The organism is Streptomyces sp. DSM 40750, assembly GCF_024612035.1.
In the GTDB taxonomy this organism is placed as follows: Bacteria; Actinomycetota; Actinomycetes; order Streptomycetales; family Streptomycetaceae; genus Streptomyces.
Genome location: NZ_CP102513.1, coordinates 6,742,777 through 6,768,784, shown reverse-complemented (window position 1 = coordinate 6,768,784; position 26,008 = coordinate 6,742,777). Strand labels below are relative to the sequence as shown.

The 26,008-nt window shown below is 70.5% G+C and carries 24 protein-coding genes and 1 pseudogene; 12 read left to right on the top strand and 13 right to left on the bottom strand.

The genetic code is table 11. The features are described 5' to 3' along the window. Window positions 1-51: 51 nt before the first annotated feature. Together JIX55_RS30145 and JIX55_RS30140 are read right to left on the bottom strand one after the other, a co-directional pair. Window positions 52-1,041 carry a phosphotransferase enzyme family protein gene (locus JIX55_RS30145; protein WP_257566394.1) on the bottom strand — a complete coding sequence of 330 codons (990 nt, stop codon included), beginning with the start codon at window positions 1,039-1,041 and terminating at the stop codon, window positions 52-54. 79 nt (window positions 1,042-1,120) lie between these two features. After that, entirely contained in the window at window positions 1,121-2,617 is a 1,497-nt protein-coding gene (locus tag JIX55_RS30140; protein ID WP_257569523.1) for an MFS transporter, read from the bottom strand. A 299-nt stretch (window positions 2,618-2,916) separates the two neighbouring features. On the opposite strand from JIX55_RS30140, the gene JIX55_RS30135 reads away from it, so the two are divergent. Together JIX55_RS30135 and JIX55_RS30130 are read left to right on the top strand one after the other, a co-directional pair. Then, window positions 2,917-3,810, top strand: a complete 894-nt coding sequence (locus JIX55_RS30135; protein ID WP_257566393.1) for a helix-turn-helix transcriptional regulator — start codon at window positions 2,917-2,919, stop codon at window positions 3,808-3,810. A 36-nt stretch (window positions 3,811-3,846) separates the two neighbouring features. Beyond that, window positions 3,847-4,410, top strand: coding sequence for a DUF6879 family protein (locus tag JIX55_RS30130; protein ID WP_306820044.1), 564 nt, complete (start codon window positions 3,847-3,849; stop codon window positions 4,408-4,410). A gap of 63 nt (window positions 4,411-4,473) precedes the next feature. On the opposite strand, the gene JIX55_RS30125 is transcribed toward JIX55_RS30130, so the two are convergent. Further along, window positions 4,474-4,956, bottom strand: a complete 483-nt coding sequence (locus JIX55_RS30125) for an ATP-binding protein (protein ID WP_257566392.1) — start codon at window positions 4,954-4,956, stop codon at window positions 4,474-4,476. Between the two features lie 420 nt (window positions 4,957-5,376). On the opposite strand from JIX55_RS30125, the gene JIX55_RS30120 reads away from it, so the two are divergent. After that, a complete protein-coding gene (locus tag JIX55_RS30120) occupies window positions 5,377-6,147 on the top strand; it encodes a transglutaminase domain-containing protein (RefSeq protein WP_257566391.1) in 771 nt (256 codons plus the stop codon). Beyond that, a complete protein-coding gene (locus JIX55_RS30115; RefSeq protein WP_257566390.1) occupies window positions 6,144-6,266 on the top strand; it encodes a hypothetical protein in 123 nt (40 codons plus the stop codon). The genes JIX55_RS30120 and JIX55_RS30115 overlap by 4 nt, the downstream gene beginning before the upstream one ends. 60 nt (window positions 6,267-6,326) lie before the next feature. On the opposite strand, the gene JIX55_RS30110 is transcribed toward JIX55_RS30115, so the two are convergent. Further along, window positions 6,327-7,826 carry a HAMP domain-containing sensor histidine kinase gene (locus tag JIX55_RS30110; protein ID WP_257566389.1) on the bottom strand — a complete coding sequence of 500 codons (1,500 nt, stop codon included), beginning with the start codon at window positions 7,824-7,826 and terminating at the stop codon, window positions 6,327-6,329. 12 nt (window positions 7,827-7,838) lie between these two features. Then, complete coding sequence (locus JIX55_RS30105) at window positions 7,839-8,588, bottom strand: response regulator transcription factor (RefSeq protein WP_257566388.1); 750 nt, start codon at window positions 8,586-8,588, stop codon at window positions 7,839-7,841. Window positions 8,589-8,943: 355 nt separating this feature from the next. Between JIX55_RS30105 and JIX55_RS30100 the strand changes: the two genes are divergently transcribed. Further along, window positions 8,944-10,245 carry a glycosyltransferase family 4 protein gene (locus JIX55_RS30100; protein WP_257566387.1) on the top strand — a complete coding sequence of 434 codons (1,302 nt, stop codon included), beginning with the start codon at window positions 8,944-8,946 and terminating at the stop codon, window positions 10,243-10,245. A 97-nt stretch (window positions 10,246-10,342) separates the two neighbouring features. On the opposite strand, the gene JIX55_RS30095 is transcribed toward JIX55_RS30100, so the two are convergent. Further along, window positions 10,343-10,939: an FMN reductase gene (locus JIX55_RS30095; protein WP_257566386.1), complete on the bottom strand. Its 597-nt coding sequence runs from the start codon at window positions 10,937-10,939 to the stop codon at window positions 10,343-10,345. After that, window positions 10,936-12,024 carry an LLM class flavin-dependent oxidoreductase gene (locus JIX55_RS30090; protein WP_257569522.1) on the bottom strand — a complete coding sequence of 363 codons (1,089 nt, stop codon included), beginning with the start codon at window positions 12,022-12,024 and terminating at the stop codon, window positions 10,936-10,938. Before JIX55_RS30090 ends, JIX55_RS30095 begins: the two co-directional genes overlap by 4 nt. 109 nt (window positions 12,025-12,133) lie before the next feature. On the opposite strand from JIX55_RS30090, the gene JIX55_RS30085 reads away from it, so the two are divergent. Continuing rightward, complete coding sequence (locus JIX55_RS30085; protein ID WP_257566385.1) at window positions 12,134-12,964, top strand: helix-turn-helix domain-containing protein; 831 nt, start codon at window positions 12,134-12,136, stop codon at window positions 12,962-12,964. Here the strand turns inward: JIX55_RS30085 and JIX55_RS30080 are convergent. Then, on the bottom strand, window positions 12,948-13,103 hold the full coding sequence (locus tag JIX55_RS30080; RefSeq protein ID WP_257566384.1) for a hypothetical protein: 156 nt from the start codon (window positions 13,101-13,103) through the stop codon (window positions 12,948-12,950). The two genes, JIX55_RS30085 and JIX55_RS30080, sit on opposite strands and share 17 nt — an antisense overlap. Next, window positions 13,103-13,879 (bottom strand): SDR family NAD(P)-dependent oxidoreductase, encoded by a 777-nt coding sequence (locus JIX55_RS30075; RefSeq protein ID WP_257566383.1) that lies wholly within the window; start codon window positions 13,877-13,879, stop codon window positions 13,103-13,105. Before JIX55_RS30075 ends, JIX55_RS30080 begins: the two co-directional genes overlap by 1 nt. A 113-nt stretch (window positions 13,880-13,992) precedes the next feature. On the opposite strand from JIX55_RS30075, the gene JIX55_RS30070 reads away from it, so the two are divergent. Then, window positions 13,993-14,427, top strand: coding sequence for an ester cyclase (locus JIX55_RS30070; RefSeq protein ID WP_257566382.1), 435 nt, complete (start codon window positions 13,993-13,995; stop codon window positions 14,425-14,427). Window positions 14,428-14,448: 21 nt separating this feature from the next. On the opposite strand, the pseudogene JIX55_RS30065 reads toward JIX55_RS30070, so the two are convergent. Both JIX55_RS30065 and JIX55_RS30060 read right to left on the bottom strand, forming a co-directional pair. Continuing rightward, window positions 14,449-14,777: pseudogene (locus JIX55_RS30065) on the bottom strand (YnfA family protein); the annotation flags it as partial. A gap of 110 nt (window positions 14,778-14,887) precedes the next feature. Beyond that, entirely contained in the window at window positions 14,888-16,081 is a 1,194-nt protein-coding gene (locus JIX55_RS30060) for an RtcB family protein (RefSeq protein ID WP_257566381.1), read from the bottom strand. 204 nt (window positions 16,082-16,285) lie between these two features. Here JIX55_RS30060 and JIX55_RS30055 point away from each other — a divergent pair, with 204 nt between their 5' ends. The 3 genes from JIX55_RS30055 to JIX55_RS30045 all read left to right on the top strand — a co-directional run bounded on the left by JIX55_RS30055 (window position 16,286) and on the right by JIX55_RS30045 (window position 19,884). Beyond that, window positions 16,286-17,167 carry a DUF3558 domain-containing protein gene (locus JIX55_RS30055; RefSeq protein WP_257566380.1) on the top strand — a complete coding sequence of 294 codons (882 nt, stop codon included), beginning with the start codon at window positions 16,286-16,288 and terminating at the stop codon, window positions 17,165-17,167. A 171-nt stretch (window positions 17,168-17,338) separates the two neighbouring features. Beyond that, window positions 17,339-18,271: a hypothetical protein gene (locus tag JIX55_RS30050; RefSeq protein ID WP_257566379.1), complete on the top strand. Its 933-nt coding sequence runs from the start codon at window positions 17,339-17,341 to the stop codon at window positions 18,269-18,271. A gap of 221 nt (window positions 18,272-18,492) precedes the next feature. After that, a complete protein-coding gene (locus JIX55_RS30045) occupies window positions 18,493-19,884 on the top strand; it encodes a DUF2637 domain-containing protein (protein ID WP_257566378.1) in 1,392 nt (463 codons plus the stop codon). Window positions 19,885-19,950: 66 nt separating this feature from the next. Here the strand turns inward: JIX55_RS30045 and lysS are convergent, their stop codons facing one another. Next, complete coding sequence (lysS, locus tag JIX55_RS30040; RefSeq protein ID WP_257566377.1) at window positions 19,951-21,690, bottom strand: lysine--tRNA ligase; 1,740 nt, start codon at window positions 21,688-21,690, stop codon at window positions 19,951-19,953. Between the two features lie 396 nt (window positions 21,691-22,086). Between lysS and argS the strand changes: the two genes are divergently transcribed. Then, window positions 22,087-23,859 carry an arginine--tRNA ligase gene (gene argS, locus JIX55_RS30035; RefSeq protein WP_257566376.1) on the top strand — a complete coding sequence of 591 codons (1,773 nt, stop codon included), beginning with the start codon at window positions 22,087-22,089 and terminating at the stop codon, window positions 23,857-23,859. A 129-nt stretch (window positions 23,860-23,988) separates the two neighbouring features. Here the strand turns inward: argS and JIX55_RS30030 are convergent, their stop codons facing one another. Beyond that, window positions 23,989-24,693: a hypothetical protein gene (locus tag JIX55_RS30030; RefSeq protein WP_257566375.1), complete on the bottom strand. Its 705-nt coding sequence runs from the start codon at window positions 24,691-24,693 to the stop codon at window positions 23,989-23,991. A gap of 241 nt (window positions 24,694-24,934) precedes the next feature. Between JIX55_RS30030 and JIX55_RS30025 the strand changes: the two genes are divergently transcribed. Beyond that, window positions 24,935-25,819, top strand: coding sequence for a DUF4253 domain-containing protein (locus tag JIX55_RS30025; protein WP_257566374.1), 885 nt, complete (start codon window positions 24,935-24,937; stop codon window positions 25,817-25,819). Window positions 25,820-26,008 lie beyond the last annotated feature (189 nt).

Genomic DNA, 26,008 nt, shown 5'->3' with positions numbered 1-26,008 from the left:
TCCGGCCTGAGCCCACGCGTATCCGGCGTGAGCCCACGTCGGGCCACCTGATCACCACTCGGGGGCCAGCGCCTCCGCCAACCGGGCGACGGCGGCCGGATCCGGCAGGCTCCCCAGCGTGGCGACGACCTGCCCGCTCGCGAACTCCCTCTGCGCGTCGGTCACCTCCGGATCGATCGCGCACTCGGCCTGCACCCGGACGTAGTTCAGGTCGGTCGCGAAGAGCATGGAGAACGAGTCCAGCCCCTTGATGACCGCGCGCCCCCCGGCCTCCAGATACCCGCGCACGAGCCGCCGGGCGGAATCGGCGCGGAAGTGGTTGCCGCCGGCCCATACGTAGACGGCACGGGCGAGTTCGCGCTCCGCCGATACGGGCCCGGCGTTGTCCCAGTCGAGGAGAGCCGGCCCGGACCGCCCCACCAGCACGTTCTGCGGCCGCATGTCGAGATGGGAGGTCACGATGTCACCGGCCACCGACGGACTGACATGCCGCGCCAACTCCACCGCCGAGCCGGCGACGAACCGCCCCAACGCGTCCGCCCACGGCAGCCCGGCTCGCCGAACGCCCTCGTACGACCGCGCCCACTCCTCCTCCCGGGGACACCGCTCGTACCAGTCGCCCGGCGTCTCCCCCGCCCCCTCCCCCGCCCGGTGCAGCAGAGCGAGCGTCCGCCCGCACCAGCCCAGGATCTCCGGGTCGGCGGGATCCGCCTCGCCCCCGTCGACCCAGTCGTACAGCTTCACGTACGAGCCACCGAGCGAGGCGGGCAGCCGCGACACATACGCCCCCTCGCGGTCCGCGAAGAACCGGGGCGCGGAGATCCCCAGCCCCTCCGCGGCGTTCCGCAACGCCGCCTCCCGCCCCACCTGCCCCTCGTCACACCCGAACAGAAGCTCCTTCACCGCCCACGAGGCCCCGCCGCCGCCCCCGCCCGACAGCCTCCAGATCTGCCCCAGCGCACCACGGGCGACGGGCACCATCTCCCACGCCCCGGCACCGAGGCCGTACGCCTCCGCGATGAAGTCGGCCCTGCTCCGCATGTAGTCACCTTCCGGTCGGCCCGCGCGATCTGTCTCCTGGCATCTGCCCCTCGGCAGGTGAACGGACCCGTGCGCCGCGTCACTCCCGCGCCCGCGCGTCCCGCAGGAACAAGGCGCTGGCGAGGGTGCCCAGGAGTACGACGGCGGCGTTCAGGGCGATCGCGACCTTGAGGCCGCCGAGCACGGCCGGGGCCCCGCCGCCGCTGAGGGCGGCGGTGGCGACGGCGCTCATGATCGGCGTGCCCATGGTGATGCCGATCTGCTGGGTCATGGTGGCCAGACCGGTGGCGAGCCCCTGTTCGTGGTCGGCGAGCCCGGAGGTGGCGGTGACCATGAAGCCGACGATGACCAGCATGTTGCCGACACCGCCGGCGAAGGTGGCGACCAGCAGCAGCCACATCCACGAACGGTCGTCGCCGAGCCCGAGGAGCGCGGCGGTGAAGACGGTCTGGACGGCGCCCCCGACGATCAGCGTCCGCTTGGTGCCGAGCCGGCCGATGACCCTGGGCGCGAGGGTTCCGCCGACGACCGTCCCGACGCCCAGCACCCCGAACGACAGCCCGGCGGCGAGCGGCGAGAACCCGAGCACTTCCTGGAGATACAGCGTGAGCAGGAAGACCAGCGAGGTCTCCGTGAGGAAGGCGATCAGACCGACGGCGTTCCCCCAGGCCACCGACCGCTTCCCGAGCACCTCGACCGGCACCAGCGGCGCGGCCGCCCGGCGCTCGACGGCGTGGAAGACGACGAGCAGGAGTGCACCCGCCGCGAGCGGCAGCAGCGCGGCGGGCGAGCCCCAGCCGTGCTCGCCCGCCCGGGTCAGGCCGAGGACGACGGCCAGCAGACCGAGCGTGACGGTGACGGCGCCCGGCACATCCAGTTTCGGCCGCTCCTGGATCCGCGACTCCTTGATGACCGTCGGCGCGATGACGAGGACGGCGAGGGCGACGGGCACATTGACGAAGAAGGCCCAGCGCCAGGAGAGCAGATCGGTGAGCAGTCCGCCGAGGATCGCCCCGGTGGTGAAACCGGCCGACATCAGCGCCCCGTTGAGACCGAGCGCCTTCTCCCGCAGGGGCCCCTCCGGGAAGGAGGTCGTCAGCAGCGACAGCCCGGCCGGGGTGACGGCGGCGGTCGCCAGCCCCTGGAAGACCCGGGCCGCGATCAGCGTCTCCGGGTCCCGCGCGAGCCCCCCGACCAGCGAGGCCACGGCCAGCACCACCAGCCCGCCGAGGAAGAGGCGGCGGCGGCCGAACAGGTCCGCCACCCGCCCGAAGAGCAGCGTGAACCCCGCCGCGCACAACGCGAACGCCGTGCCGATCCACTGCAGCCGTGCCAGCGAGAACCCCAGCCCCTCCCCGATCACCGGCAACGCCACGTTCAGGATGGAGAAGTCCACGGCCAGCATGAACTGGGCCGCGAGCAGCAGTACGAGGGTCAGTCGCAGCCGGGGGGTGAGTGCGGTGGCGGCCGTGTCGGCGACGCCCCGCGCGGTGGGGGTGCCGGACGCGGGGCTGGGCGCCGTACCGGATGGGGGGCGGGGCGCCGTACCGGCCGCCTCCGGGTCTGTGACGGACATGTCGTCGAGTCCCTTCCTCTGCTCGTGTGCCGTCCGCACGCATCCGTCGTACGTCCTCGTCATACGGCCTTGCCGTACGGCCTCGTCGTACGCCCTCGTGTACGTCCTCACGCGCGGCTACGGAGAGAGGCTCGTCCGCCCCGCGAACGCCGGCCAGAACCCTGTCTGGCCCAGCCGGCGCAAGGGTGGTCATCGCGGCACCACCCTCATGGCACCCGTCCGTCCACAGCCCTGTGCATCATGGAAGGGGAGTCGCTGTCGGCCCCGCACGCGCATGGACCGTCGACCCGGGAGGCACGATGAACGCCCCGTCCGAGCTGGGCGACTTCCTCAGGTCCCGCCGGGCCGCGCTGCGGCCCGAGGAGGTCGGCATCACCGCGCATCCGACCCGCCGCCGGGTGGCCGGCCTGCGCCGCGAGGAACTGGCGATGCTCGCGGGGGTGAGCATCACCCACTACACCCGCCTCGAACAGGGCCGCGCCCTCAGCCCCTCGGACAGCGTCCTGGACTCCCTCGCCCGCACCCTGCGCCTCACCGAGGACGAGGTGGCCCATCTGAAGGCCTTGGCCCGCCCGGCCCGTTCTTCCTCCTCCGGCCGCCCCGCCACGGCACACGCGGAGCACGCGCCCCCCTCGACCCGTCGGCTGCTGGCCGCCATGGCCGACGTACCGGCCCTCGTCCTGAACCGCCGCAACGACGTCCTCGCCTGGAACCCGCTCGGCCACGCCCTCCTCGCCGCCCACCTGCCGTCCGAGGCCCCGGACACCCCCGCCGACCGCCCCAACCTGACCCGGATGCTCTTCCTGGACGACCGGTACCGCGACCTCCACCCGCACCGGACCGAGGAGGCCGCACTCTCCGTGGCCTCCCTCCGCGTCATCGCCGGCCGCCACCCCGACGACCGTCTCCTCGCCGAACTCGTCGGCCAACTGGCGGTGAATTCCACCGAGTTCGCGGCCCTGTGGTCCCGCCACCCCGTCCGCACCTGCACCTCGGGCGTGAAGCACCTGCGCCACCCCCTCGTCGGCCCGCTGACCCTGACCTTCGAGAACCTCCTCGTCCCGGGCACCTCCGGCCACCGCCTGATCGCGTACACGGCGGAGCCCGGGTCCCCGTCGGAAGCCGCTCTGCGCCTCCTGGGCAGCCCGACGACGACTCCGGTCGCGCGGAACCCGACGGCCGTACGGCGCTGAGAACCGGATCTCCACCCCGCGCAGCCGGAGGACGACGTGACGCTCAGGTTCATCGGAACGACCGGCGCCGGCGCCGACGGCGGCGGCGGCCCCTCCGAACTGCAACCCTTCGCCTCGATCACACACCTCTTCGAGGACTTCAGGCATACGGCGTGGCGGCTGGAGACCCGCCGGGGCTACGCCGCCGACCGGAACAGCGCGAAGTGGCCGCGGTTCCTGGCGGGTGAGGACATCGCGCGGGGGCGGCCGAACGCTTGGCGGGTGAACGTCCGCGCGCAGACGGCTCAGGGCAAGCGGGTCGAGCGGGTGCGCATCGTCGACGAACCGCCCACGCCGGGGCAGGAGTTCCTCCGGGCCATGGCGCCCGCGCACATCGCCGACGGGGAGGACATCCGCACCCTCACCCGCGCCGCGGCGGAGCAACTGGGCCTACCGGACCACGACTTCTGGCTCTTCGACTCGAAGATCCTCGCCCGGCTCGTGTTCGACGACGAGGACGCCGCTCTCGGCGTGGACATCACCGAGAACCCGGCCGAGGTCCTCGCCGCCTGCCAGACCCGGGACACCGCCTGGCACCACGCCGTACGCATCAGGCAGTGACGCTCACCCGAAGTCGCGCGCCGCACCCATCGCGGAGTGACACTCACCCGAAGTCCCACACCGTCAATTCGACATCGATCCGCTCGGCGCCGCCAGGTCGAACCACACCGCCTTGCCGTCGGGGTGGACGAGGCCCCCGCCGTTCGGGAGGGCGGCGGCGGTCCCCCAGCGGCCCTCGGTGAGGGCGTCGACCAAATAGAGCCCGCGGCCGCCCTCCTCCCATCCGTCCGGGGTCAACTCCCTTATGACCGGCGGGTTCTCGTCACCGTCGTAGACGATCACTCTGACCCGCCAGGCCTCCACCGCCAGCCAGAGAACCGATCCTCCACCTTTGGCGTGCACACAGGCGTTCGTGACCAGTTCGGATGTGCACAGGGCGGCCGCTTCGACGAGCGTGTCGAGGCCGAGCGCGCGCAGGACAATGGCGACGAAGTCGCGGGCGATGTGCGGGGAGGTGTCGAGGGGCGGGCAGAAGAGGGTGTACGTCGTCGCCGTGGGCGAGAGCCAGGGGGTTGAGGCGGGGACGTCATGGGCAGTTTCGGTCATGGATGATCAACTCCATTACGACGAGAAGGGATTGCTCGGGTCCCTACCGCGTCGGTGGCTCCTCCTCGGGTGTCGACGGCCCGGGGTGCGCTTTCAACTGGCGGTACGCAGGGGTGGGTTGCGGACGACTGCGGACGGACTGCGGACGAACTGCGAGGCGACATGCAGGCGAGATGCGTATGTGTAATCAGTTGAGCACTCTCCGTGAGCGCAGGAACGACCGTAGTCGGCGTGTTCGCGCCGCCGCAATGGGGTCGGGGGAAGTACTACGAAAGCGCGTCGCCCGAGGCCCGGCCCTCACCCTGCGTGGCCCATGGCCCCGCCTCCACCCCGTGTAATGATGGGCCGCGAGCGCCCGTAGGGGACGGGCGGGCTCCCACGGGGAGCGGGAACGAACACGGGTACGGGGACGGAACTGTCATGACCAGTCGGTTGCTCATGTCGTACGACGCGCGGACCAGACGGGCCGGGACACGGGCCCAGAGCCCCCAGGACGTGGCCGGATCCACCCGGGCCACGGCGATCCTGGACCACGACGACCCGCTGGTCGGGGCGGTCGCGCGCCGGGTGCTGAGCGAGGCGACGCCCCATGACGCGCTGCGGAGCGCGCACCGGATCATCGCGCGGGACGTACGACCGGTGTACTCGGTCGAGGACCGCCGGCCCGTGTCGCGGACCCTGCGGCTCGGGCGCGGCTCGTGCAGTCAGCGGATGGCCGCGCTGGAGGCGGTCGCCCGGGCCGTCCGCGTACGGACGCGGGTGCGCGGACTGCTCGTCGACGGCACCTTCTGGTATCCCCGGTTCCCGCGGCTGAAGCCGTTCGTGCCGGAGCAGGTCCTGCTGGCCTGGCCGGAGTTCCGGATCAGCGGCGCATGGGTACCGATCGGCGAACTCTTCAACGCCCCCGCCGGCACCGACAGCGCCCCCACCCCCGGCGGCGGCTTCGCCAACAAGGGCGGCGAGACCCTCTTCGACGCGGTCGCCCGCACCGGCGTCCAGTGGGACACCTGCGGCGCCCCGCACGGCACCGCCTGCGACCTCTCCGCCCAGGTCGTCGCCGACCTCGGCCACTTCGACGACCGCGACGACCTGTTCGAACGCCACGGCCAGACTCTCTGCTGGACCGCCCGCACCCTGACCGAGCCGCTACTCGGCCGCTGGAGCGCGGGGGCCTCCCGCACCGCCGCGTGACGGAAGATCCCCGGCGGGAGAACGAGGGCGAGTACGTCGCCCACCTCCAGAGCGAGCGGCGTCGCCGCCACGCCTGGGTCATGCGACGCTACGGCGGACTGACGCTCACGCAGTCCTGACACTCACCGAGTCCTGACGCTCATGGAGTCCTGGGCGGTGGCGGCCTGGACTCCTGCCCCTCAGCCCTCCCGCACCGTGAACCCGGTGACCAACCCCCCGCCCTCCCGCCGGAACGCGAACGGCGCCCCGCCGTGGGCGGCCGCCACCGCTCGTACGATCGACAGCCCCAGCCCGGACCCGGGCAGGCTGCGGGCGTCAGGGGCCCGGTAGAAGCGGTCGAAGATCCGCTCCAGGTCGCAGTCGGGAACTCCGGGCCCCCGGTCCAGCACCTCGACCCGGACGACGTCCGACCCCTCCGCCGGTTCGCCGAGGTCGCCGCCCGGCTCCCCCGGTTCGCCCAGCTCTCCCCGGGCCCCCGTCGCCCCCCGGGCGACCACGACCTCGATCGCGCCCGATCCCCCGCGGTCGAACTTCGCCGCGTTCTCCACCAGATTGGAGATCGCTCGCTGGAGGGCCCCGGGCCGCCCCTCGACGGTCGTGTCGCCGGCCACGCGTACGACGACCTCGCGCCCGGTACGCCGGCGGGCGGTCCCCGCCACGTCCTCCGCGAGGTCGGCCAACTGCACCCGACGCACAGGCTCGGTGCTCGACTGCCCGGCCGCGAGGTCGACCAACTCGTTGACCAGGTCGGTCAGTTCTAGGGCCTCTTGGGAGAGGTCGTCGACGAGTTCCTCGCGCATACGGGGCGGCAGCTCGTCGATGCGGCGGAGGAGGGAGATGTTCGTGCGGAGCGAGGTGAGGGGGGTCCGGAGCTCGTGCCCGGCGTCCTGGACCAGCCGTCGCTGGTCCTCCTCGGACTGGGCAAGCCGGACCAGCATGCGGTCGAAGGAGCGTCCGAGCCGGCCCACCTCGTCCCGGCCCGCGACCGGCACCTGGATACCCAGCTGCCCGGTCCGGGCCACGTCCTCCGCCGCCCCCGCCAACTGCACCAGCCGCCGCGTCTGCCGCCGGGCCAGCCACCACCCGAACAACCCGGCCGAGAGGACGACGCCCGACACGAACAGCAGGGTCCGCTGCTGCAACTCCCGCAGCAGATCCTCCGTGTCGCTGAACTCCTGCGCGACCTGGACGGCCCCCCGGCCGCCGCCGAGCGCGACCGTCACGACCCGGTACCGGTCGTCGCCGACCTCGACCTCGCCGTGCTCGACCAGCACACCGGCCAGGGCGGCATCGGCCGTACGGCGGTCCGCGTCGCGGACGGGCAGACCGGGGGCGCCCTCGTCGAGGATCTCCCCGTCCGGGCCGAGGACCTGGACGTCCGTGCGGCCGGAGCGGATCAGGTCGTCGCGCGGGCCGCCGCTGTCGCTGGGCGCGAAGTCCTCCGGGGTCAGCGGGTCCTGCTCGACCAGTTCACTCAGGTCACGCACGACCTCGGCGAACACGGTCTGCTCGTCGACCCGCACCAGCCGCGCAGCCGCGCTGTAGCTGAGGATCCCGACGAGGACGGTGACGACACACGCCACCGCCACGAACGACACAGTGAACGTCGCCCGCAGCGAGGGGACCGGGCGCAGCCGGGAGAGCAGGCGGGACAGTATCCGGACGAGACGGGGCGGCACCGAGCGCCGCCCTCAGTCTTCCCGCAGCGCGTACCCCACACCCCGCACGGTGTGGATCAGCGCCGGCGCCCCGGGCTCGTCGAGCTTGCGGCGCAGATAACCGACGTAGACGGCGAGGTTCTTGGAGCCGGGGCCGAAGTCGTAGCCCCAGATGCGGTCGTAGATGGTGGCGTGGTCGAGGACGATGCCGGCGTTGCGGACGAGCAGTTCGAGCAGGTCGAACTCGGTCCGCGTCAGCTCCAGTTCCCGCGCCCCGCGCCACGCCCGCCGCGCCTGTACGTCCATCCGCAGCCCGGCGGCCGTGAGCAGCCCGCCGCCGTCCGGCGACGAGGCCGCAGCGGAGGCGGGCGCGGACACCTCCGACGACTGGGGCGGCCTCATGTACGAGTCCGCGTTGCCCGTCCGCCGCAGCAGCGCGCGCAGCCGCGCGAACACCTCCTCAACGTCGAACGGTTTGACGACGTAGTCGTCCGCGCCGGCGTCGAGGCCGGCGATCCGGTCGGCGGTCTCCACGAGCGCGGTGAGCATCAGGATCGGCGTCCGGTCGCCCTCCGCGCGGAGCACCCGGCAGACCTGGAGGCCGTCTATGCCGGGCATCATCACATCGAGGACGAGCACGTCGGGCCGGTTGCGGTGGGCCTGGGCGAGCGCCTCGACGCCGTCGGCGACCGCCGTGACCTCGTACCCCTCCAGGGTCAGCGCGCGTTCCAGGGCATGGCGGATGGCGCGGTCGTCCTCGGCTAGCAGCACGTTCTGGGGCACCTCACCAGTCTGCCAAGGTCACGGACGCCCACCACCACGTCAGGAGCACCGGGCCGCCCTTCTTACCGGCCTCTCACCCCGACCGGTCGTACGGCTTACTCCTCCGGAGCAGCGTGTCCGTGTGACACCCGTCCGCACGGGAACCCGGGCAGAGCGAGCAGATGGAGTACAAAGGGTCTGAACCAGGCCCAAATCCGGATCACCACACGCATCACCGCACAACTCCAACACCGCACAGCCGCAACGCCAGACACCTCCAACACCACACAACGGCAACGCCTCACAGCCGCAACGCCTCACAACTGCATCGCTGCATCGCTCAGCCCGTCGGGAAGGTAGTGCATTGAGCCGCCGCATGAAGATCGTGTTCCTGCTGCACAACGCGTACGCCATCGGCGGCACCGTCCGTACGACACTGAACCTGGCGTCGGCGCTGGCGGACCACCACGACGTGGAGATCGCCTCGATCTCCCGCCACCTCGACGAACCCCGCTTCACCGTCGACCCGAGGGTCGCACTCGTCCCCCTGGTGGACATCCGCGCGTACAGTCCCGACCTGCGTGATCCGGCCCAGGCGCGGCCCGCCACGGACTTCCCGGCCGAGGACAAGCGCCACCGCCAGTACAGCCGTCTCACCGACCTTCGGGTCCGCGCCTATCTGGCCCGCTGCGGCGCGGACGTCGTCATCGGCACCCGCCCCGGCATCAACGTCTACGTCTCCCGCTTCGCCCCCCGCCGCGCCCTGCGCATCGGCCAGGAGCATCTGCGGCACGACGCCCACACCAAGCAGCTCCGCAAGGTCCTCGCCCGCCACTACCGCACCCTGGACGCGGTCGTCACGACCACGGCGGCGGACGCGGCGGTGTACCACGCGCGGATGAAACTGCCGGGCGTCCGGGTCCTGCCGGTGCCCAACATCGTCCCGGCGGCCGGAGTCACCCCGTCGGACGGCACGGCCCCCGTCATCGCGGCCGCCGGCCGCCTCGCCCGCGGCAAACGCTTCGACCTCCTCCTGGAGGCGTTCGCGAAGGTCGCGGCGAAGGAACCGGACTGGCAGCTGCGCATCTACGGCGGCGGCAAACAGAAGGACCGTCTGGAAGCCCTCATCGAGGACCTCCGCCTCACCGAGCGGGCCCATCTGATGGGCCCGCACACCCCCATCGAGGACGAGTTCGCGCGTGCCTCGATCGTCGTCAGCGCCTCCGAGGCCGAGTCCTTCGGCATGACCCTCGTCGAGGCCATGCGCTGCGGCGTCCCCGTCATCAGCACCGACTGTCCCCTCGGCCCCGCGGAGATCATCACCGACGGCACCGACGGACGCCTCGTCCCCGTCGACGATCCCCACGCCCTGGCCGACGCCATCCTCGACCTCACCGCCGACCCCGACCTACGCCGCGCCATGGGCCGAGCCGCCCTCGAGAGCGCCCACCGCTACGACCCGGCCCCGATCGTCACCAAGTACGAGCACTTGTTCGCCGACCTGCGCGCGACGAGGCTCCAGCGCACGTGGGAACGAGAGTCGACGCGGGCAAAGGCCTGGCTGCGCAAGAGGGTGCGCACGTGGACGAGGGCCGCACGATCCTTCAGGGGCGCGGGACTGTCACATATGCGGCTCCGCCGCGCGGGCACGAGCAACCGCAAACAGCCCGCGGCCTGACGACCCCCCCGAAACCCCCAACGACGCTTCTCGGCCCTTCAACGCCGCCAACTTCTACTCGATCAGCCTTCAACGCCGCCAACCGACTGTTCCTCAATCAGCCCTTCAGCGCCGCCAACTGCTCCTCGAAGGGAACGACAGCCAGCCCCTCGGGCTCAACCGGCGCGACCACCCTCCGAGAGAGCCCGCCCATCAACCCGGCCAACTCCCCCGCCGCCCGCTCGATCCGCCCGGCCAACCCCTCCGCGCCCCAGTCCTCGGACGCGGCATACACGCCCGTAGGCACCACGACAGCCCGCAGATACGCGAACAGCGGCCGCATCGCATGCTCCAACACCAGCGAATGCCGAGCCGACCCCCCGGTAGCGGCGATCAACACCGGCTTCCCCGCCAGCGCATCGCGGTCGAGCACGTCGAAGAACGACTTGAACAACCCGCTGTACGAGGCGGAGAACACCGGCGTCACCACGACCAACCCATCGGCCCCCGCCACCGCGTCGAGCGCGGCGGCGAGCTTCCGACCGGGAAACCCGTTGGTGAAGTTGTGCGCGATCTCCACCGCCAGGTCACGCAGTTCGACGACCTGCACCTCCACCGACGCGGCCTGCCCGACCACCGACGCGGCCAGCCGGTCCCCCAACAACCGCGTGGACGACGGCACACTCAGCCCCGCCGAGACGACGACCAGCCTCATGCCACGCTCTCCTTCTCCGCCGCGGCCAGCAGCGACCCGTGTGTGGGCGCGTCCGGCACATCCGCCGGCCGCCCCTTCGCGAACTCCTCCCGCAGCACCGGCACGACCTCCTCGCCGAGCATGTCGATCTGCTCGAGCACGGTCTTCAGCGGCAGCCCCGCGTGGTCGACGAGGAACAGCTGCCGCTGGTAGTCACCGGCGTACTCCCGGAACGCCAGCGTCTTCTCGATCACCTGCTGCGGCGAACCGACGGTCAGCGGCGTCTGGTCGGCGAAGTCCTCGAGAGACGGCCCGTTGCCGTAGACCGGCGCGACGTCGAAGTACGGCCGGAACTCCCGCACCGCGTCCTGCGAGTTCTTCCGCATGAACACATGCCCGCCGAGCCCCACGATCGCCTGCTCGGGCGTGCCGTGCCCGTAGTGCGCGTACCGCTGCCGGTACAACTCGACCATCCGCTTGGTGTGGTCGGCCGGCCAGAAGATGTTGTTGTGGAAGAAGCCGTCACCGTAGTACGCGGCCTGCTCGGCGATCTCGGGCGAGCGGATCGACCCGTGCCAGACGAACGGCGGTATGTCGTCCAGCGGACGGGGCGTGGAGGTGAAGCCCTGCAGCGGTGTGCGGAACTTGCCCTCCCAGTCGACGACGTGCTCGCGCCACAGGCGGTGCAGCAGCGCGTAGTTCTCGATGGCGAGGTTGATGCCCTGCCGGATGTCCTGCCCGAACCACGGATAGACGGGCCCGGTGTTCCCGCGCCCCATCATCAGGTCCACCCGCCCGTCGGCCAGATGCTGGAGCATCGCGAAGTCCTCGGCGATCTTCACCGGGTCGTTGGTGGTGATGAGGGTGGTGGCGGTGGAGAGGACGAGCTTCTCGGTCCGCGCGGCGACGTAACCGAGCATCGTGGTCGGCGACGACGGCACGAACGGCGGGTTGTGGTGCTCACCGGTGGCGAAGACGTCGAGCCCGACCTCCTCCGCCTTCAACGCGATCTCGACCATCGCCTTGATGCGCTCGCGCTCGCTCGGCGTCCGGCCCGTGGTGGGGTCCGGCGTCACATCACCGACGCTGAAGATCCCGAACTGCATCATCGTTGCCACCCTCTCAGGTTGTTTACGATTCAACTATACCCATGAACGAGGGTCCCCTTCCCACTATTCCTGGGGCAGTGTCGGTGGTGGTCCCTACGATCTCCCCATGGCCGCCCCACGCCGCGACACCCGAGGGATCGTGGACGCTCCGGAACTCTTCGCCCGCGTCCGCTTCCGCCGCCGCGAGCCCGCCGAGCCGCTCCGCCCGTATCTGGAGCACTACTGGCTGATCGACTGGGACCTGCCCGAGCCGTATGTCTCACAGGTCGTCCCGCACCCGTCGGTGAACATCGTCTTCCAGCGGTACGCGGGACAGGAACCCTTCGCCGAGATCTCCGGCATCGGCCTCGGCCTCTTCACCCGGAAACTGGAGGGCAGGGGCCGGGTCTGCGGCATCCAGTTCCGCCCTGGTGGCTTCCGCCCCTTCGCCCCGGACACCCCCGCGACCGCCTGGACCGGCCGCCGCGTACGCCTGCCCGAGGTGTTCCCGGACACCGACCCGGCCGCGGTCCTCGCCCCCGACGACGAGGACGCCCGCGTCGCCGCCCTCGACGCGTTCCTGACCGGGCTCGCCCCGCGCCCCGACCCACAGGCGGACCTCGCCATGGCCCTCGTCGACCGCATCCGCACCGACCGCACGATCCGCCGCGTCACCGACTTCGCCCGCGCCGAGGGCATGTCCGTACGACTCCTGCAGCGCCTGTTCTCCGCGTACGTCGGCGTCGGCCCCAAGTGGGTCATCCTCCGCTATCGCATCCATGAGGCCCTGGAACGCGCCGCGACCGACCACGCGACCGACTGGGCCGCCCTCGCCGCCGACCTCGGCTACGCCGACCAGGCCCACCTCGTCCGCGACTTCACGGCGACGGTGGGGGTGCCGCCGACGGCGTACGCGGAGGCGGTTTCGGTCCCGCCATCGCCTACTTCGCGTGCGTGACCGCGTAGATCATCACGAACGCCACGATGTGGATACCGAAGAGGAAGTATCCGAGGTACCACCACATGTACCGCTCGTTCTTCTTCTCCTCGGCGAGGCGGCGCTTCTCCGGCGTGAGGTCGCCGTCCTCAGGTGACATCACAGCTCCCGGTGGACTTTGGTGTTGGAGGCCTGGGCGCGGGGGCGCAGGACGAGCAGGTCGACGTTGACATGGGAGGGCCGGGTGACCGCCCAGGTGATCGTGTCGGCGACGTCGTCGGCGGTCAGGGGCTCCGCGACGCCCTCGTAGACGCTCGCCGCCCTGTCCGCGTCGCCGCCGAACCGGGTCAGCGCGAACTCGTCCGTCTTCACCATGCCGGGCGCGATCTCGATGACCCGGACCGGCGTCCCGACGATCTCCAGCCGCAGCGTCTCGGCGAGGACGTGCGCGCCGTGCTTGGCGGCGACATAGCCCGCGCCGCCCTCGTACGTCCCGTGCCCGGCCGTCGACGACACCACGACCACCGTGCCGTCGCCGCTCGCGGTCAGGGCGGGCAGCAGGGCCTGGGTGACGTGGAGGGTGCCGATGACGTTCGTCTCGTACATCGTGCGCCAGTCGGCCGGGTCGCCGGTGGCCACGGGGTCGGCGCCGAGCGCGCCGCCCGCGTTGTTGACCAGCACACCGATCGTCCGGAACGCGGACGCGAACTCGTCGACCGCCGCGCGGTCCGTGACGTCCAGGGCGTACGCCGCGGCCTGCCCGCCGCCGTTGTTGATCTCCTCGGCCAGCGCCTCGATACGGTCCTTGCGGCGGGCGGTCAGCACGACCCGGTACCCCGCCGCGGCGAGCTGCCGGGCCGTGGCGGCGCCGATCCCGCTGCTCGCACCGGTCACGACGGCGATGCGGGAGGCGGCGGACGGTGCGGCGGTGGCCATGAGCTGCTCCTGAACATACGGACGGGTCGAACATCGGACAATCTCTCGCCCGGCCAGGATAGGCGGGCGGTGAGACACTGAGACGAGTGATCCCCTGATCAGGAGGTGGCTCGATGGGACAGGCACGTGAGGTCATGGACCGGCTCACGGACGCGGTGACCACGCACCCCGACCTGAAGGCCCTCGGCGCCCTGTACGCCGAGGACGCGGTCGCCATCACGCCCGACGGCGGCGAGCTCCACGGCCGCGACGACATCGTCGAGTACTGGCGCCAGATGACCGAGGCGATCCCGGACGGGAAGTTCGAATCGGTGCACGCGTACGAGGTCGGCGACACGGCCATCGACGAAGGCTTCTTCAGCGGAAAGAACACCGGGCCCATCCAGCTGCCCTCCGGGGAGACCCTCCCCGCGACCCAGAAGGACATCAAGATCCGCGGCGTGGACTTCGCCACCGTCAAGGACGGCCGCATCGTCGAATACCGGCTCTACTTCGACGAGATGGAGTTCCTGGGGCAACTGGGCCTGCTGCCCGACGAGCCCTCCTGAGCCCTCTTCCGGTTCCTGGTTCCCCCGCGGCGCGTACATGATCACCGCCATGCCCGCGAGGCAGATCAGCGCGCCCGTCACGTCCCAGCGGTCGGGCCGGTAGCCGTCCGCGACCATCCCCCAGCCGATCGATCCGGCCACGAAGATCCCGCCGTACGCGGCGAGGATCCGCCCGAAGTGCGCGTCCGGCTGGAACGTCGCCACAAACCCGTACGCCCCCAGCGCGACGCCCCCGCCCCGATCCACACCCACCCCCGGTGCTCCCGCACCCCCTGCCACACCAGCCAGGCACCGCCGATCTCGAACAGCGCGGCGAGTACGGACAGGGCGGCGGAGCGGGCGATGACCATGCCGGCAGCTTCGCACGGTGCTCCGGGCAGGGGTTCTCGGCGATCGGGACGCCCGAGCCCCGAGCCCCCCCCCACCGCCCGCCCCCGGTCTCCACCGGGGGCTTCGCGTGTCAACCCTTCACACAGACGACCTGCTTCAGCTTCGCCACCACCTGCACCAGGTCCCGCTGCTGGTCGATGACCTGCTCGATCGGCTTGTAGGCACCCGGGATCTCGTCCACGACGCCGGAGTCCTTGCGGCACTCCACGCCCCGCGTCTGCTCCTCCAGGTCCTTCGTCGAGAAGCGGCGCTTCGCCGCGGTGCGGCTCATACGCCGACCGGCTCCGTGCGACGCCGAGTTGAAGGCCTTCTCGTTCCCGAGGCCCTTCACGATGTACGAACCGGTGCCCATCGAGCCCGGGATGATCCCGTACTCGCCGGAGCCTGCGCGGATCGCGCCCTTACGGGTCACCAAGAGGTCCATGCCGTCGTAGCGCTCCTCGGCCACATAGTTGTGGTGCGCGCTGATCTCGGGCTCGAAGGTCGGCTTCGCCTTCTTGAACTCCTTGCGGACGACGTCCTTGAGGAGCGCCATCATGATCGTGCGGTTGTACTTCGCGTACTCCTGCGCCCAGAACAGGTCGTTGCGGTACGCCGCCATCTGCGGGGTGTCCGCGACGAAGACGGCGAGGTCGCGGTCGACCAGGCCCTGGTTGTGCGGAAGCTTCTGGGCGATGCCGATGTGGTGCTCCGCCAGCTCCTTGCCGATGTTCCGGGAGCCGGAGTGCAGCATGAGCCAGATAGAACCGGTCGAATCCGTGCAGATTTCGATGAAATGGTTTCCCCCACCCAGCGTTCCCATCTGCTTTTCCGCCCGGTCGTGACGGAACTTGACCGAATCCGCGACCCCGTCGAACCGCCCCCAGAACCCGTCCCACCGCCCGGCGGCGAACCCGTGCAGCCGCTCCGGATCGACGGGATCGTCATGCATCCCCCGCCCCACCGGAATCGCCTGCTCGATCTTCGACCGCAGCCGGGACAGGTCCCCGGGAAGGTCGTTGGCCGTCAGGGACGTCTTCACCGCCGACATCCCGCAGCCGATGTCCACGCCCACCGCCGCAGGACAGACAGCCCCCCGCATCGCGATGACGGAACCGACCGTCGCGCCCTTGCCGTAGTGGACGTCCGGCATGACGGCGAGGCCCTTGATCCACGGGAGGGCCGCGACATTGCGGAGCTGCTGCAGGGCGCCCTCCTCGACCGACGCGGGGTCGGTCCACATGCGGATGGGTACCTTCGCGCCCGGCATCTCGACGTATGACATATCGCCCTCATTCCCCCGAAAAGAAGATCAAAGTCTCAGAACGCAAAACCAGCGCCAAGGTCAACGAAAGGGATATCGGACCGGCGTCCACGGCTGTGCGTGCGATACACATGGTGCCCGGGGGTCACCCCCGGGCGGCAAGTGAATAACCACAGGCAGGACAGCGCAGGCGTCCCGAGGGACCCCGTCGAGAGGAGCCCCACCGTGCAGCGGAAGGCGTACGTACCCGGCGTCGCCGTGCTCCTCGCGGCACTGCTGACCGCGTGCACGGGGTCGGACGACACCAGCTCGAACGACGACGACGCCCGCCCGGGCGAGGCCACCGCCACGGCCACCGCCGCCCAGCCCGGCCGCTACGACACACTCCCCGAACCCTGCGGCTCCATCGACCACGGCACCCTCGACTCCCTCCTCCCCGGCGTCAAGCAGCTCACCGACGCGACCCAGCGCGAGCAGGCGTACGAGGGCGAGGCGACCCAGACGTACGACACGGACCGCAAGGCCGGCTGCCGTTGGAAGGTGGAGTCCACGGACGCCACCGACTATCTCTTCGTCGACTTCGAGCGGATCGCGTCGTACAAGAACGAGGTCAGCGACGACAGCAAGGCGCAGGAGGTGTACGGGGACAAGGTGGAGGCGGCGGACCTTCCGGAGCCGTCGCCGAGCGCGACCACGTCCGAGGAGAGCGAGCAGGCTGAGGAGACGGGGGACGCCACGGCCGACCCCTCCGCCAGTCCCTCGGGATCCGCTTCGGACTCGGCTACACCCTCCAACTCGTCTGGTTCCTCCGGTTCCTCCGGCTCGTCCGGTTCCTCCGGCCCCTCGCCCACGGCGAGCGCGTCCGGGACCCCGGCCTCGCTCCTGCCGCGCACGCTCGACGATCTCGGGGACGAGGCGTTCCTCGACGACGCGCTCGGGACGAGCAAGCAGCGGACGGTGACTGTGGTGTTCCGCACGTCGAATGTGATCGTGACGGTGGAGTACGAGGAGCAGCCGGCGACCACGACGGTGGTGCCGGACAGTGAGGAAATGCAGGACAGGGCCTTGAATCTGGCGCAGCGGCTGGCCGACTCGTTCGACGACTGAGCGGTGACCGGGGGTGGTTCGGGCATCCGCGCGAACCCCCTGAATCAGGACCGCACTTCTTCATCACCGCGTACCGTGGCCCCTCGGACCCGATCCGATCGCGGGAACGCCACAGGAAGCACGCAGGAACCCCGCAAGCAGACTGCAGGAACCACGAGCGTGATGAACGTCATGAGTGAAGGAACCATGCAACGAGCCGCAGAGTCAGATCAGCGTGAGCCGCGCGTCGCGCGGACCATACGGACCAGGCGCCCGAGCCGTGTTCTCGTGGGTGCCGCCGTCGTCCCGGCGATGCTGCTGGCGGTCGGCTGTTCGTCGGACTCCGGCTCCGACAGTGCCTCCGGTGACGAGACGCCGGCGGGGCTGAACGAGACGGCGACGGAGAGTGCCACACCGGAGGTGGTCGAGGCGGCGTACGCGTCACTGCCCGACGCCTGCGAGGTCTTCTCGGAGAAGACGCTGAAGTCGGTGGTGCCGGAGGGCGTGAAGTCCGGCAAGTCGATCAACGCCGCCGAGGAGAACGTGACCGGGGACTGCCGTTGGATCAGCCTCGACAACAACGGTGTGGACGGCTCCCAGTACCGCTGGTTGAGCGTGTCGCTGCATCTGCTGGAGTCGAACGCGGCGAACGGCCCCGGCGAGGACCGCGCGGCCAAGGCGTACGAGACCAAGGTGACCGCGGCGAAGGCGGTGGACGGGGCGAAGAGCGTCAAGACGGAGCCGGTGACGGGCACGGGCGACCAGGCGACGGCGGTCCGGTACGACCTGAAGAAGGACGGGGACACCTTCAAGCAGCAGACGATCGTGGTGCGCACGGAGAACGTGGTCATCACGCTCGACTACAACGGCGCGGGCCTGGCCGGCGAGAAGACGCCGGACGCGGCCGCGCTGCTGAAGACCGCGACGTCCGCCGCCAAGGAGGCCGTGGAGGCGGTCGAGGAGGCGAACGACACGGACGCGTCGGCGTCCCCGTCGAAGAGCGCCTCCAAGACGCCGTCGAGCGGCGCGACGAAGGCGTCGTCGTCGGGCGGTTCGGGTGCGGATGTGAGTTCCGACTCGGACTCCGACTCCTCCACCTCCGGCCGCAAGAAGACTTCGCGGTAGTACCCGGCCATCCCGACGGCCCCGGCGGTAGTGCCCAACTCGTAATGGTGGGTCGGTAATTCATACTCCCACCTGGTGTTTTACCCGAGCCCGGTCCCTCAGAGGGCCGGGCTCGGTGCCTACCGGCAACCCGTTCGCCGTACACATGTGCCACCCTGTTGCGCGCAAGAGCATGTAAGGGGAGGGGAGTACGGGTGGCCGCGCCAATGCAGCTGACTCGAATGCACCGCGTTCTCATCGGCGTGGTCGTGTTCGGCGCCGTCATCATCGCCGGCATCGGCTTCGCGGGTTCGTACGCGGCCGTGCGGGAGCTGGCCCTCCAGAAGGGCTTCGGGAACTTCTCGTACGTCTTCCCGATCGGCATCGACGCGGGCATCTGCGTCCTGCTGGCCCTGGACCTGCTCCTCACCTGGATCAGGATCCCCTTCCCGCTGCTGCGTCAGACGGCGTGGCTGCTGACGGCGGCGACGATCGCGTTCAACGGCGCGGCGGCCTGGCCGGACCCGCTGGGCGTCGGCATGCACTCGGTGATCCCGATCCTGTTCGTCGTCGCGGTCGAGGCGGCCCGGCACGCGGTCGGCCGCATCGCCGACATCACCGCCGACAAGCACATGGAGGGTGTCCGCCTCACCCGCTGGATCCTCTCCCCCCTCCCCACGTTCCTCCTCTGGCGCCGTATGAAGCTCTGGGAGCTCCGCTCCTACGAACAGGTCATCAAGCTGGAGCAGGAACGTCTCGTCTACCAGGCCCGCCTGCGCTCCCGCTTCGGCCGCGCCTGGCGCCGCAAGGCCCCGGTCGAATCCCTGATGCCCCTCCGCCTCGCCCGCTACGGGGTCCCCCTGGCGGACACGGCCCCGGCGGGCCTGGCAGCGGCGGGAATCGAACCGGCGTTGCTCCCTCCGGCGCCGATGCCGGAACTGACACAGGTGGCTGACGCGGCCGGCGCCGCCCTCCCCACCGCTGACCTGGCTGCGGGCAGTCGTGCCGCTGGGGCGGCGCCCATCCCACAGCGAGCGGCACCTCCCGGCGAGCAGCGCCCCCAGCTGGAGAGCACACCCGCCCAGCAGCAGCCGGAATACACCGAGTACCAGGAGCAGGCCCCACAGGCTGAGGCCCCCGCCCCGGACGAAAGCCCCTGGCTCCACGCCCGCCACCCCCAGGAGGTCCCCTACCAGGGCGGCTACAACCCCTCGTACGAGCCCGAGGAGCAGTACGAGGAGTGGTACGAGGAGCAGGCCCCGGAGGAGTACCAGCAGTTCGAGCCGGACCCGCGGGACCCCCGCTACCAGCAACGACAGTTCGAGGCCCCCGAGCCCCAGGACCGCGAACCCTCTCCGGAGGAGACCGGCAGCTTCCCCATCCCGGCCGGCCCCGGACGCACCCGCGAGCTGGGCGAAGGCGGCGGCATCCCCGAACCCGCCGCCCCTGACGAGGAGTCGTACTACCAGGTCTTCAAGAAGTCGATAAACGGCAGCTATCCGACGCCGCGCGAGTTCATCGACAACGTCGAGGCCGAGTTCCGCGTCACCCTCCCCGCGGAGGAGTCGAAGCGCATGGTCAACCGCTTCACCAACCGCCACACGGCGGAGCTGGAAGAGGACCACATCGCGTAAGCGACGCACGTACGAGGAGGGGGCGCCCGGTGATCACCGGGCGCCCCCTCCTCGTAGGACGCGGCCTTACTCCCCGAGCAGGACCCGCACCCGCTCCTGCCCCACCGCCAGCAGCAGCGTGGGCAGTCGCGGACCCGTGTCACGCCCCACGAGCAGGTGGTAGAGCAGCGCGAAGAACGACCGCTGGGCGGTCTTGATCTCCGCCGGCAGCTCCTTGGGGGTGGCGTCCGCCGAGAACCCGGCCTGGACCTTGGGCACGCCGTAGACGAGATGCGTGAGTCCGTCGAGGGACCAGTGCTCGGCGAGCCCGTCGAGCAGCAGCCGCAGCGACTGCTGGGACTGCTCGTCGAGGGACTTCAGCAGCTCGGCGTCGGCCTCGTCGCGCACGATGGTCCGCTGGTCGGCGGGCACCTGCGTGTTGATCCAGGCCTCGGCCCTGTCGAGCCGCGGCCGTACCTCGTCGAGGCCGGACAGCGGGTCGGTCGGGTCGAGTTCGCTGAGGATGCGCAGCGTCTGGCCCTCGGCGCCCGCGGTGATGTCGGCGACGGACGCGAGGGTCCGGTACGGCAGCGGGCGGGGCGTGCGCGGCAGCTCACCGGCGGCGGTCCGAACGGCACGCGAGTGGGCGGCCACGTCGCCCGGAAGGGCAGCTCCCTCCGCGACCTTCGCGTCGAGCTTGTCCCACTCGTCGTAGAGCCGCTGGATCTCCTGGTCGAAGGCGATCTTGAACGACTGGTTCGGCCGACGGCGGGCGTAGAGCCAGCGCAGGATCTGCGGCTCCATGATCTTCAGCGCGTCGGCGGGCGTCGGCACGCCGCCCTTCGACGACGACATCTTCGCCATGCCGGAGATACCGACGAAGGCGTACATCGGCCCGATCGGCTGCTTCCCGCCGAAGATCCCGACGATCTGCCCGCCGACCTGGAAGGACGAGCCGGGCGACGAGTGGTCGACACCGGAGGGCTCGAAAACGACGCCCTCGTACGCCCACCGCATCGGCCAGTCGACCTTCCAGACGAGCTTGCCGCGGTTGAACTCGTTCAGCGCGACGGTCTCGGAGAAGCCGCAGGCCGTGCAGGTGTAGGTCAGCTCGGTGGTGTCGTCGTCGTAGGCGGTGACGGTGGTGAGGTCCTTCTCGCACTGCCCGCAGTAGGGCTTGTACGGGAAGTACCCGGCGGAACCGCTGCTGCCGTCGTCCTCGGCGGCGGCGCCGGAGCCCTCGGCCGCCTCGATCTCCGCCTCGTCCAACGGCTTCTGCTGCTTCTTGGCCGGGGCCTTCTTGGTCCGGTACTGATCGAGGATCGCGTCGATGTCACCGCGGTGCTTCATCGCGTGCAGGATCTGCTCGCGGTACACGCCGGAGGTGTACTGCGCGGTCTGGCTGATCCCGTCGAACTCGACGCCCATCTCGGCGAGCGCGTCGATCATCGCCGCCTTGAAGTGCTCGGCCCAGTTGGGGTGGGCGGAGCCCTTGGGGGCGGGCACGGAGGTGAGCGGCTTGCCGATGTGCTCGGCCCAGGATCCGTCGACGCCGTCGACGCCGGCCGGGACCTTGCGGTAGCGGTCGTAGTCGTCCCAGGAGATGAGGTGCCGGACCTGGTGCCCGCGGCGGCGGATCTCGTCGGCGACGAGGTGCGGGGTCATGACCTCGCGGAGGTTGCCGAGGTGGATCGGGCCGGAGGGGGACAGCCCGGACGCGACGACCACTGGTTTGCCCGGGGCACGACGCTCCGACTCCTCGATGACCTCATCCGCGAAACGGGAGACCCAGTCGGTGGTCTCGGTGCTCTGAGCCACGATCGGCACGTCCTCTTTTTTCTGAAGGTTCCATGGCCGCCGGTACGGTCCCCGGGCGACGGCCCCATTCTCCCAGCCTTTCACTCCGTGGGTCGAACCGCCTCGGGGTTATCGGGTGGCGGGGGTTGTCGGGCGAGGTGCGGGTGGGCGGGGGCTGGTCGCGCCCACGCGGCGGTAGCCGCAGATCCAACACAGCCCCGCGCCCCTTGGCGGCATGGGTCGCGCCCGGGGTTTTCAAGGGGCGCGGGGAACTGCGCGAGAAGCCCCACCGGGCCGCACTCGCCCACACACCGAACCCCCACCCCATGAGGCGCCGCCCCACCCCTCGCCGTAAGAAAACCCCTTTACCCCCCGTGGGATACTGAACGACATCCACCCGTACCCCGAGGAGAACGGCTCCCCCTGATGGCCCCGGTCACGTCCCTCACCGCCTCCGTCAACGCGCGCCTCGTCGACGCCCTCGCTTCCGCCCTCCCGGAAGCCGACGGAGTCGACCCGCTGCTGCGACGCAGCGACCGGGCGGACTACCAGGCGAACGGGATCCTGGCCCTCGCGAAGAAGGCGAAGGCCAACCCCCGGGAGCTGGCGACGCGGGTCGTCGCCCAGGTGGAATCCGGCGAGATGATCAAGGAGATCGAGGTCTCCGGCCCCGGCTTCCTGAACATCACGCTCACCGACCGCGCGATCACCGAGAACCTCGCGGCCCGGTACGCGGACGCGGAGGGCCGGCTCGGCGTGCCGTTCGCGGAACACCCGGGCACGACGGTCATCGACTACGCCCAGCCGAACGTGGCGAAGGAGATGCACGTCGGCCACCTCCGCTCCGCCGTGATCGGCGACGCGGTCGTCCAGATCCTGGAGTTCACCGGCGAGAACGTGGTGCGCAGGCACCACATCGGCGACTGGGGCACCCAGTTCGGCATGCTGATCCAGTATCTGGACGAGCACCCGCACAAGCTGGACCACAAGGACACCCAGGTGAGCGGCGAGGAGGCGATGTCGAACCTCGACCGCCTCTACAAGGCCGCCCGGAAGCTGTTCGACTCCGACGAGGAGTTCAAGACGCGGGCCCGCCGCCGGGTGGTCGACCTCCAGGCCGGCGACCCGCACACGCTCGCCACGTGGCAGAGGTTCGTCGACGAGTCGAAGATCTACTTCTTCTCCGTCTTCGAGAAGCTGGACATGGAGATCCGGGACGCGGACATCGTCGGCGAGTCGGGCTACAACGACATGCTGGACGAGACATGCCGCCTCCTGGAGGAGTCGGGAGTCGCGGTCCGCTCGGAGGGCGCCCTCTGCGTCTTCTTCGACGACATCAAGGGCCCGGACGGCAATCCGGTCCCCCTGATCGTCAAGAAGTCGGACGGCGGCTACGGCTACGCGGCGACGGACCTCTCCGCGATCAGGGACCGTGTCTTCAACCTCAAGGCGAACTCACTCCTGTACGTCGTCGACGCCCGCCAGTCCCTGCACTTCAAGATGGTCTTCGAGACCGCGCGCAGGGCGGGCTGGCTGAACCACGACGACGTCAAGGCGTTCCAGCTCGCCTTCGGCACGGTGCTCGGCAAGGACGGCAAGCCGTTCAAGACCCGTGAGGGCGAGACGGTCCGCCTGGTCGACCTGCTCGACGAGGCGATCGACCGCGCCACGACCGTCGTCCGGGAGAAGGCCGGGAAGATGGACCTGGCCGAGGAGGAAATCGTCGAGAACGGCCGGTACGTCGGCATCGGCGCGGTGAAGTACGCCGACCTGTCGACCTCCGCCGTACGGGACTACAAGTTCGACCTGGACCAGATGGTCTCGCTGAACGGCGACACGTCCGTGTACCTCCAGTACGCGTACGCCCGTATCCAGTCGATCCTCCGCAAGGCGGGCGAAGCCAGCCCGGCCGCCCACCCGGAGCTCGAACTTGCTCCGGCGGAGCGGGCGTTGGGGCTGCATCTGGACCAGTTCGGCGAGACCTTGGCCGAGGTGGCGGAGTCGTACGAGCCGCACAAGCTGGCCGCGTACCTCTTCAAGCTGGCGACGTTGCTGACGACGTTCTACGACCAGTGCCCGGTCCTGAAGGCCGAGACCCCGGAGCAGATGGCGAACCGTCTGTTCCTGGTCGACGTGACGGCCCGCACCCTGCACCAGGGCATGGCACTGCTGGGCATCAGGACGCCCGACAAGCTCTGAGCCGCCCTGCTCCGACGCCGCAGGCCCGGCGGCTCGGCGGCTCGGTCCGAGCAGCCTGAGCCGGTCTGTTGGGGCGCCCCCCGTGGCGCACCAACAGACCGGCGGATCAGCTCTCGGTCAGGCCTCCGGCTAGCCGTTGGAGAGGCGGGCGCCGAACTTCTGGCCGGAGTAGCTGGTGATGCCCTGCTTCTTCACGAGGGAGCCCTTGCCGACGGACTTGTACTGCGGGGCCAGGTTCCAGGTGACGGTGGCGGTGACCGTGCGGTTGCCGGAGACGGAGCTCTTCACCGGCTTGATGACGAACGCGCGGTTCATGTTGACGACCGAGCGCTTGACCTTGGTCCCCTTGACGCCGTTCTTGATCTTGTAGCTGAGGTCGACCTTCTGGGTGACGACCGGGATGCCGTAGATGCGCTCGGTGGCCGTGAAGTTCAGGGAGATGTTCCGGGCACCCGCGACGACCTTGTTGGAGCCCTTGACGACTCCGGAGAAGCGGACGTCGTTGTTGTACTTGACCTCCTTGGAGTTCCCCCTCGTCACGCTCCCGGAGAAGCTGAGCTCGAAGGCCTTGGTGACGGCCCGGTTCTGCAGATAGCCGACGAACTTCTGCTGCTTCGCCTTGGGCAGCTTGTCGAAGGCCTTGAGGACCTTCATGGAGGCCGCGAGGTCGTCGTTGTTCATCAGCCAGGAACGGTATTCCTTGACCGTGAGCTTGGCCGGCTGGGCCTGCGGGGCGGCCACAGCGGTGCCCCCGGCGGCGATTCCGGTGAACAGCAGGGCGCCGACGCCCGCGGCGAGAGCACCGGTACGGGCGGCGGTGGCGAGTGTGCGCATGATGAAGGGGCCTTCCGAAGTGGTGAGGGATCGTCACATACGGCACCCATGACTCACATGGCTCTCATGACTCACTTGGCTCAAGTGACTCAAGGTGCGCACAACCAAGCTATTTTTATTCGGAGTTGACAGAAATCGTCTCTTCGGGCATTGCCCTTTGGGGCACTGCGGAGCGGCACGGGGGCACTCCGGGTCCGTACACCGGGGGTCGCTGTCGGCGCCTCCCCCTACAGTCACCGGCATGTCGACACTTCCCAACCCGCTGTCCAGGCTGACGGCCGACCCGACCGGCCACACCTTCGGACTCGAACTCCCGCCCGGCGGGCTGCTGTACGCGACGGACGCCGGCTCGCGTCACGATCCGCTCCTGTGGCGCGCGGACGCGCCCGCCCGCCCCGGCGACTGGCCCCGGCTCGCCGCGGCCCGCCACACGGCCGGCCTCCGCCCGCTGATCGTGGCCACCGACGGCAGCGCCCACGAGGGCGGCCCGGAGCAGTGGTACCTGGCGCCGCACATGGCCTCCCACCCCGGGGACCACGACGCCGAGGGCACCCTGGCCGCCTTCTGGGAGGACAACGCGCGGGAAGACCTCGACGAGGACGACGACAAGGAAGAACGTGGGGACGGGGACGATCCCGACCCCTTCGACCCCGAGCCCGACCTACTCGGTCCCTTCGGCCACGCCTGGCCCGGCCTCGCCGCCGCCGCTCCGCTCGACGCCGACCCGGACGCCCGTGCCGCCGAGATCGCCGACTCCCTCCTGCACGACGGCTCATGGCTGAAGCGGCCGCGCATGGCGCTGGTCCCGGCGGGCCGCAGCGCGGACATCCCGGCGGCGATCGGCTGGACCGGACCGGTCAACTACGAGAACGACGTGGCCCGCCTCTGTGCGATCCTGCGCTCCTGGGAGGACCGCTTCGGCATACGCGTCATCGCCCTCACCCGCGACCAGCTCGTCCTCTCCGTCGCCGCCCCGCCCACCACCCGGTCCGAGGCCGAAGCGGTCGCCGCCGAACACTTCGCCTTCTGCCCCGACACCCTCCGCCAGACCTACGACGACGGCCTGCGCGCCTACGCCGAGAAGGAACTGCTGGGCCAGCACCTGTGGGCGTTCTGGTGGGACTGATCCGTCCGCCCCGGCACCACGGCACCGAAACCGCCGTTCAGCGGCCCGGCACGGTCTCCCTCGTCCACCGCGCACGGAACGCCCCGCCACTCACGCGCGTCGCGCCGCGCCGGTCGACCTGGCCGCCTGCCACCCCGCACGCGCCTGCCACCCCCGCACGCGGCGGTCACGGCGGTCACGGCGGTCACG

What these genes read in the sequence shown, in the direction of transcription:
- JIX55_RS30100 (WP_257566387.1), top strand. Translation starts at nt 8,944, where the DNA reads ATGAAGATCGTGTTCCTGCTGCACAACGCGTACGCCATCGGCGGCACC.
- JIX55_RS30025 (WP_257566374.1), top strand. Translation starts at nt 24,935, where the DNA reads ATGTCGACACTTCCCAACCCGCTGTCCAGGCTGACGGCCGACCCGACC.
- JIX55_RS30125 (WP_257566392.1), bottom strand. Translation starts at nt 4,956, where the DNA reads ATGACCGAAACTGCCCATGACGTCCCCGCCTCAACCCCCTGGCTCTCG.
- JIX55_RS30060 (WP_257566381.1), bottom strand. Translation starts at nt 16,081, where the DNA reads ATGTCATACGTCGAGATGCCGGGCGCGAAGGTACCCATCCGCATGTGG.
- JIX55_RS30050 (WP_257566379.1), top strand. Translation starts at nt 17,339, where the DNA reads ATGAGTGAAGGAACCATGCAACGAGCCGCAGAGTCAGATCAGCGTGAG.
- JIX55_RS30030 (WP_257566375.1), bottom strand. Translation starts at nt 24,693, where the DNA reads ATGCGCACACTCGCCACCGCCGCCCGTACCGGTGCTCTCGCCGCGGGC.
- JIX55_RS30070 (WP_257566382.1), top strand. Translation starts at nt 13,993, where the DNA reads ATGGGACAGGCACGTGAGGTCATGGACCGGCTCACGGACGCGGTGACC.
- argS (WP_257566376.1), top strand. Translation starts at nt 22,087, where the DNA reads ATGGCCCCGGTCACGTCCCTCACCGCCTCCGTCAACGCGCGCCTCGTC.
- JIX55_RS30045 (WP_257566378.1), top strand. Translation starts at nt 18,493, where the DNA reads ATGCACCGCGTTCTCATCGGCGTGGTCGTGTTCGGCGCCGTCATCATC.
- JIX55_RS30095 (WP_257566386.1), bottom strand. Translation starts at nt 10,939, where the DNA reads ATGAGGCTGGTCGTCGTCTCGGCGGGGCTGAGTGTGCCGTCGTCCACG.
- JIX55_RS30085 (WP_257566385.1), top strand. Translation starts at nt 12,134, where the DNA reads ATGGCCGCCCCACGCCGCGACACCCGAGGGATCGTGGACGCTCCGGAA.
- JIX55_RS30090 (WP_257569522.1), bottom strand. Translation starts at nt 12,024, where the DNA reads ATGCAGTTCGGGATCTTCAGCGTCGGTGATGTGACGCCGGACCCCACC.
- JIX55_RS30135 (WP_257566393.1), top strand. Translation starts at nt 2,917, where the DNA reads ATGAACGCCCCGTCCGAGCTGGGCGACTTCCTCAGGTCCCGCCGGGCC.
- JIX55_RS30145 (WP_257566394.1), bottom strand. Translation starts at nt 1,041, where the DNA reads ATGCGGAGCAGGGCCGACTTCATCGCGGAGGCGTACGGCCTCGGTGCC.
- JIX55_RS30075 (WP_257566383.1), bottom strand. Translation starts at nt 13,879, where the DNA reads ATGGCCACCGCCGCACCGTCCGCCGCCTCCCGCATCGCCGTCGTGACC.
- JIX55_RS30120 (WP_257566391.1), top strand. Translation starts at nt 5,377, where the DNA reads ATGACCAGTCGGTTGCTCATGTCGTACGACGCGCGGACCAGACGGGCC.
- JIX55_RS30140 (WP_257569523.1), bottom strand. Translation starts at nt 2,617, where the DNA reads ATGTCCGTCACAGACCCGGAGGCGGCCGGTACGGCGCCCCGCCCCCCA.
- JIX55_RS30080 (WP_257566384.1), bottom strand. Translation starts at nt 13,103, where the DNA reads ATGTCACCTGAGGACGGCGACCTCACGCCGGAGAAGCGCCGCCTCGCC.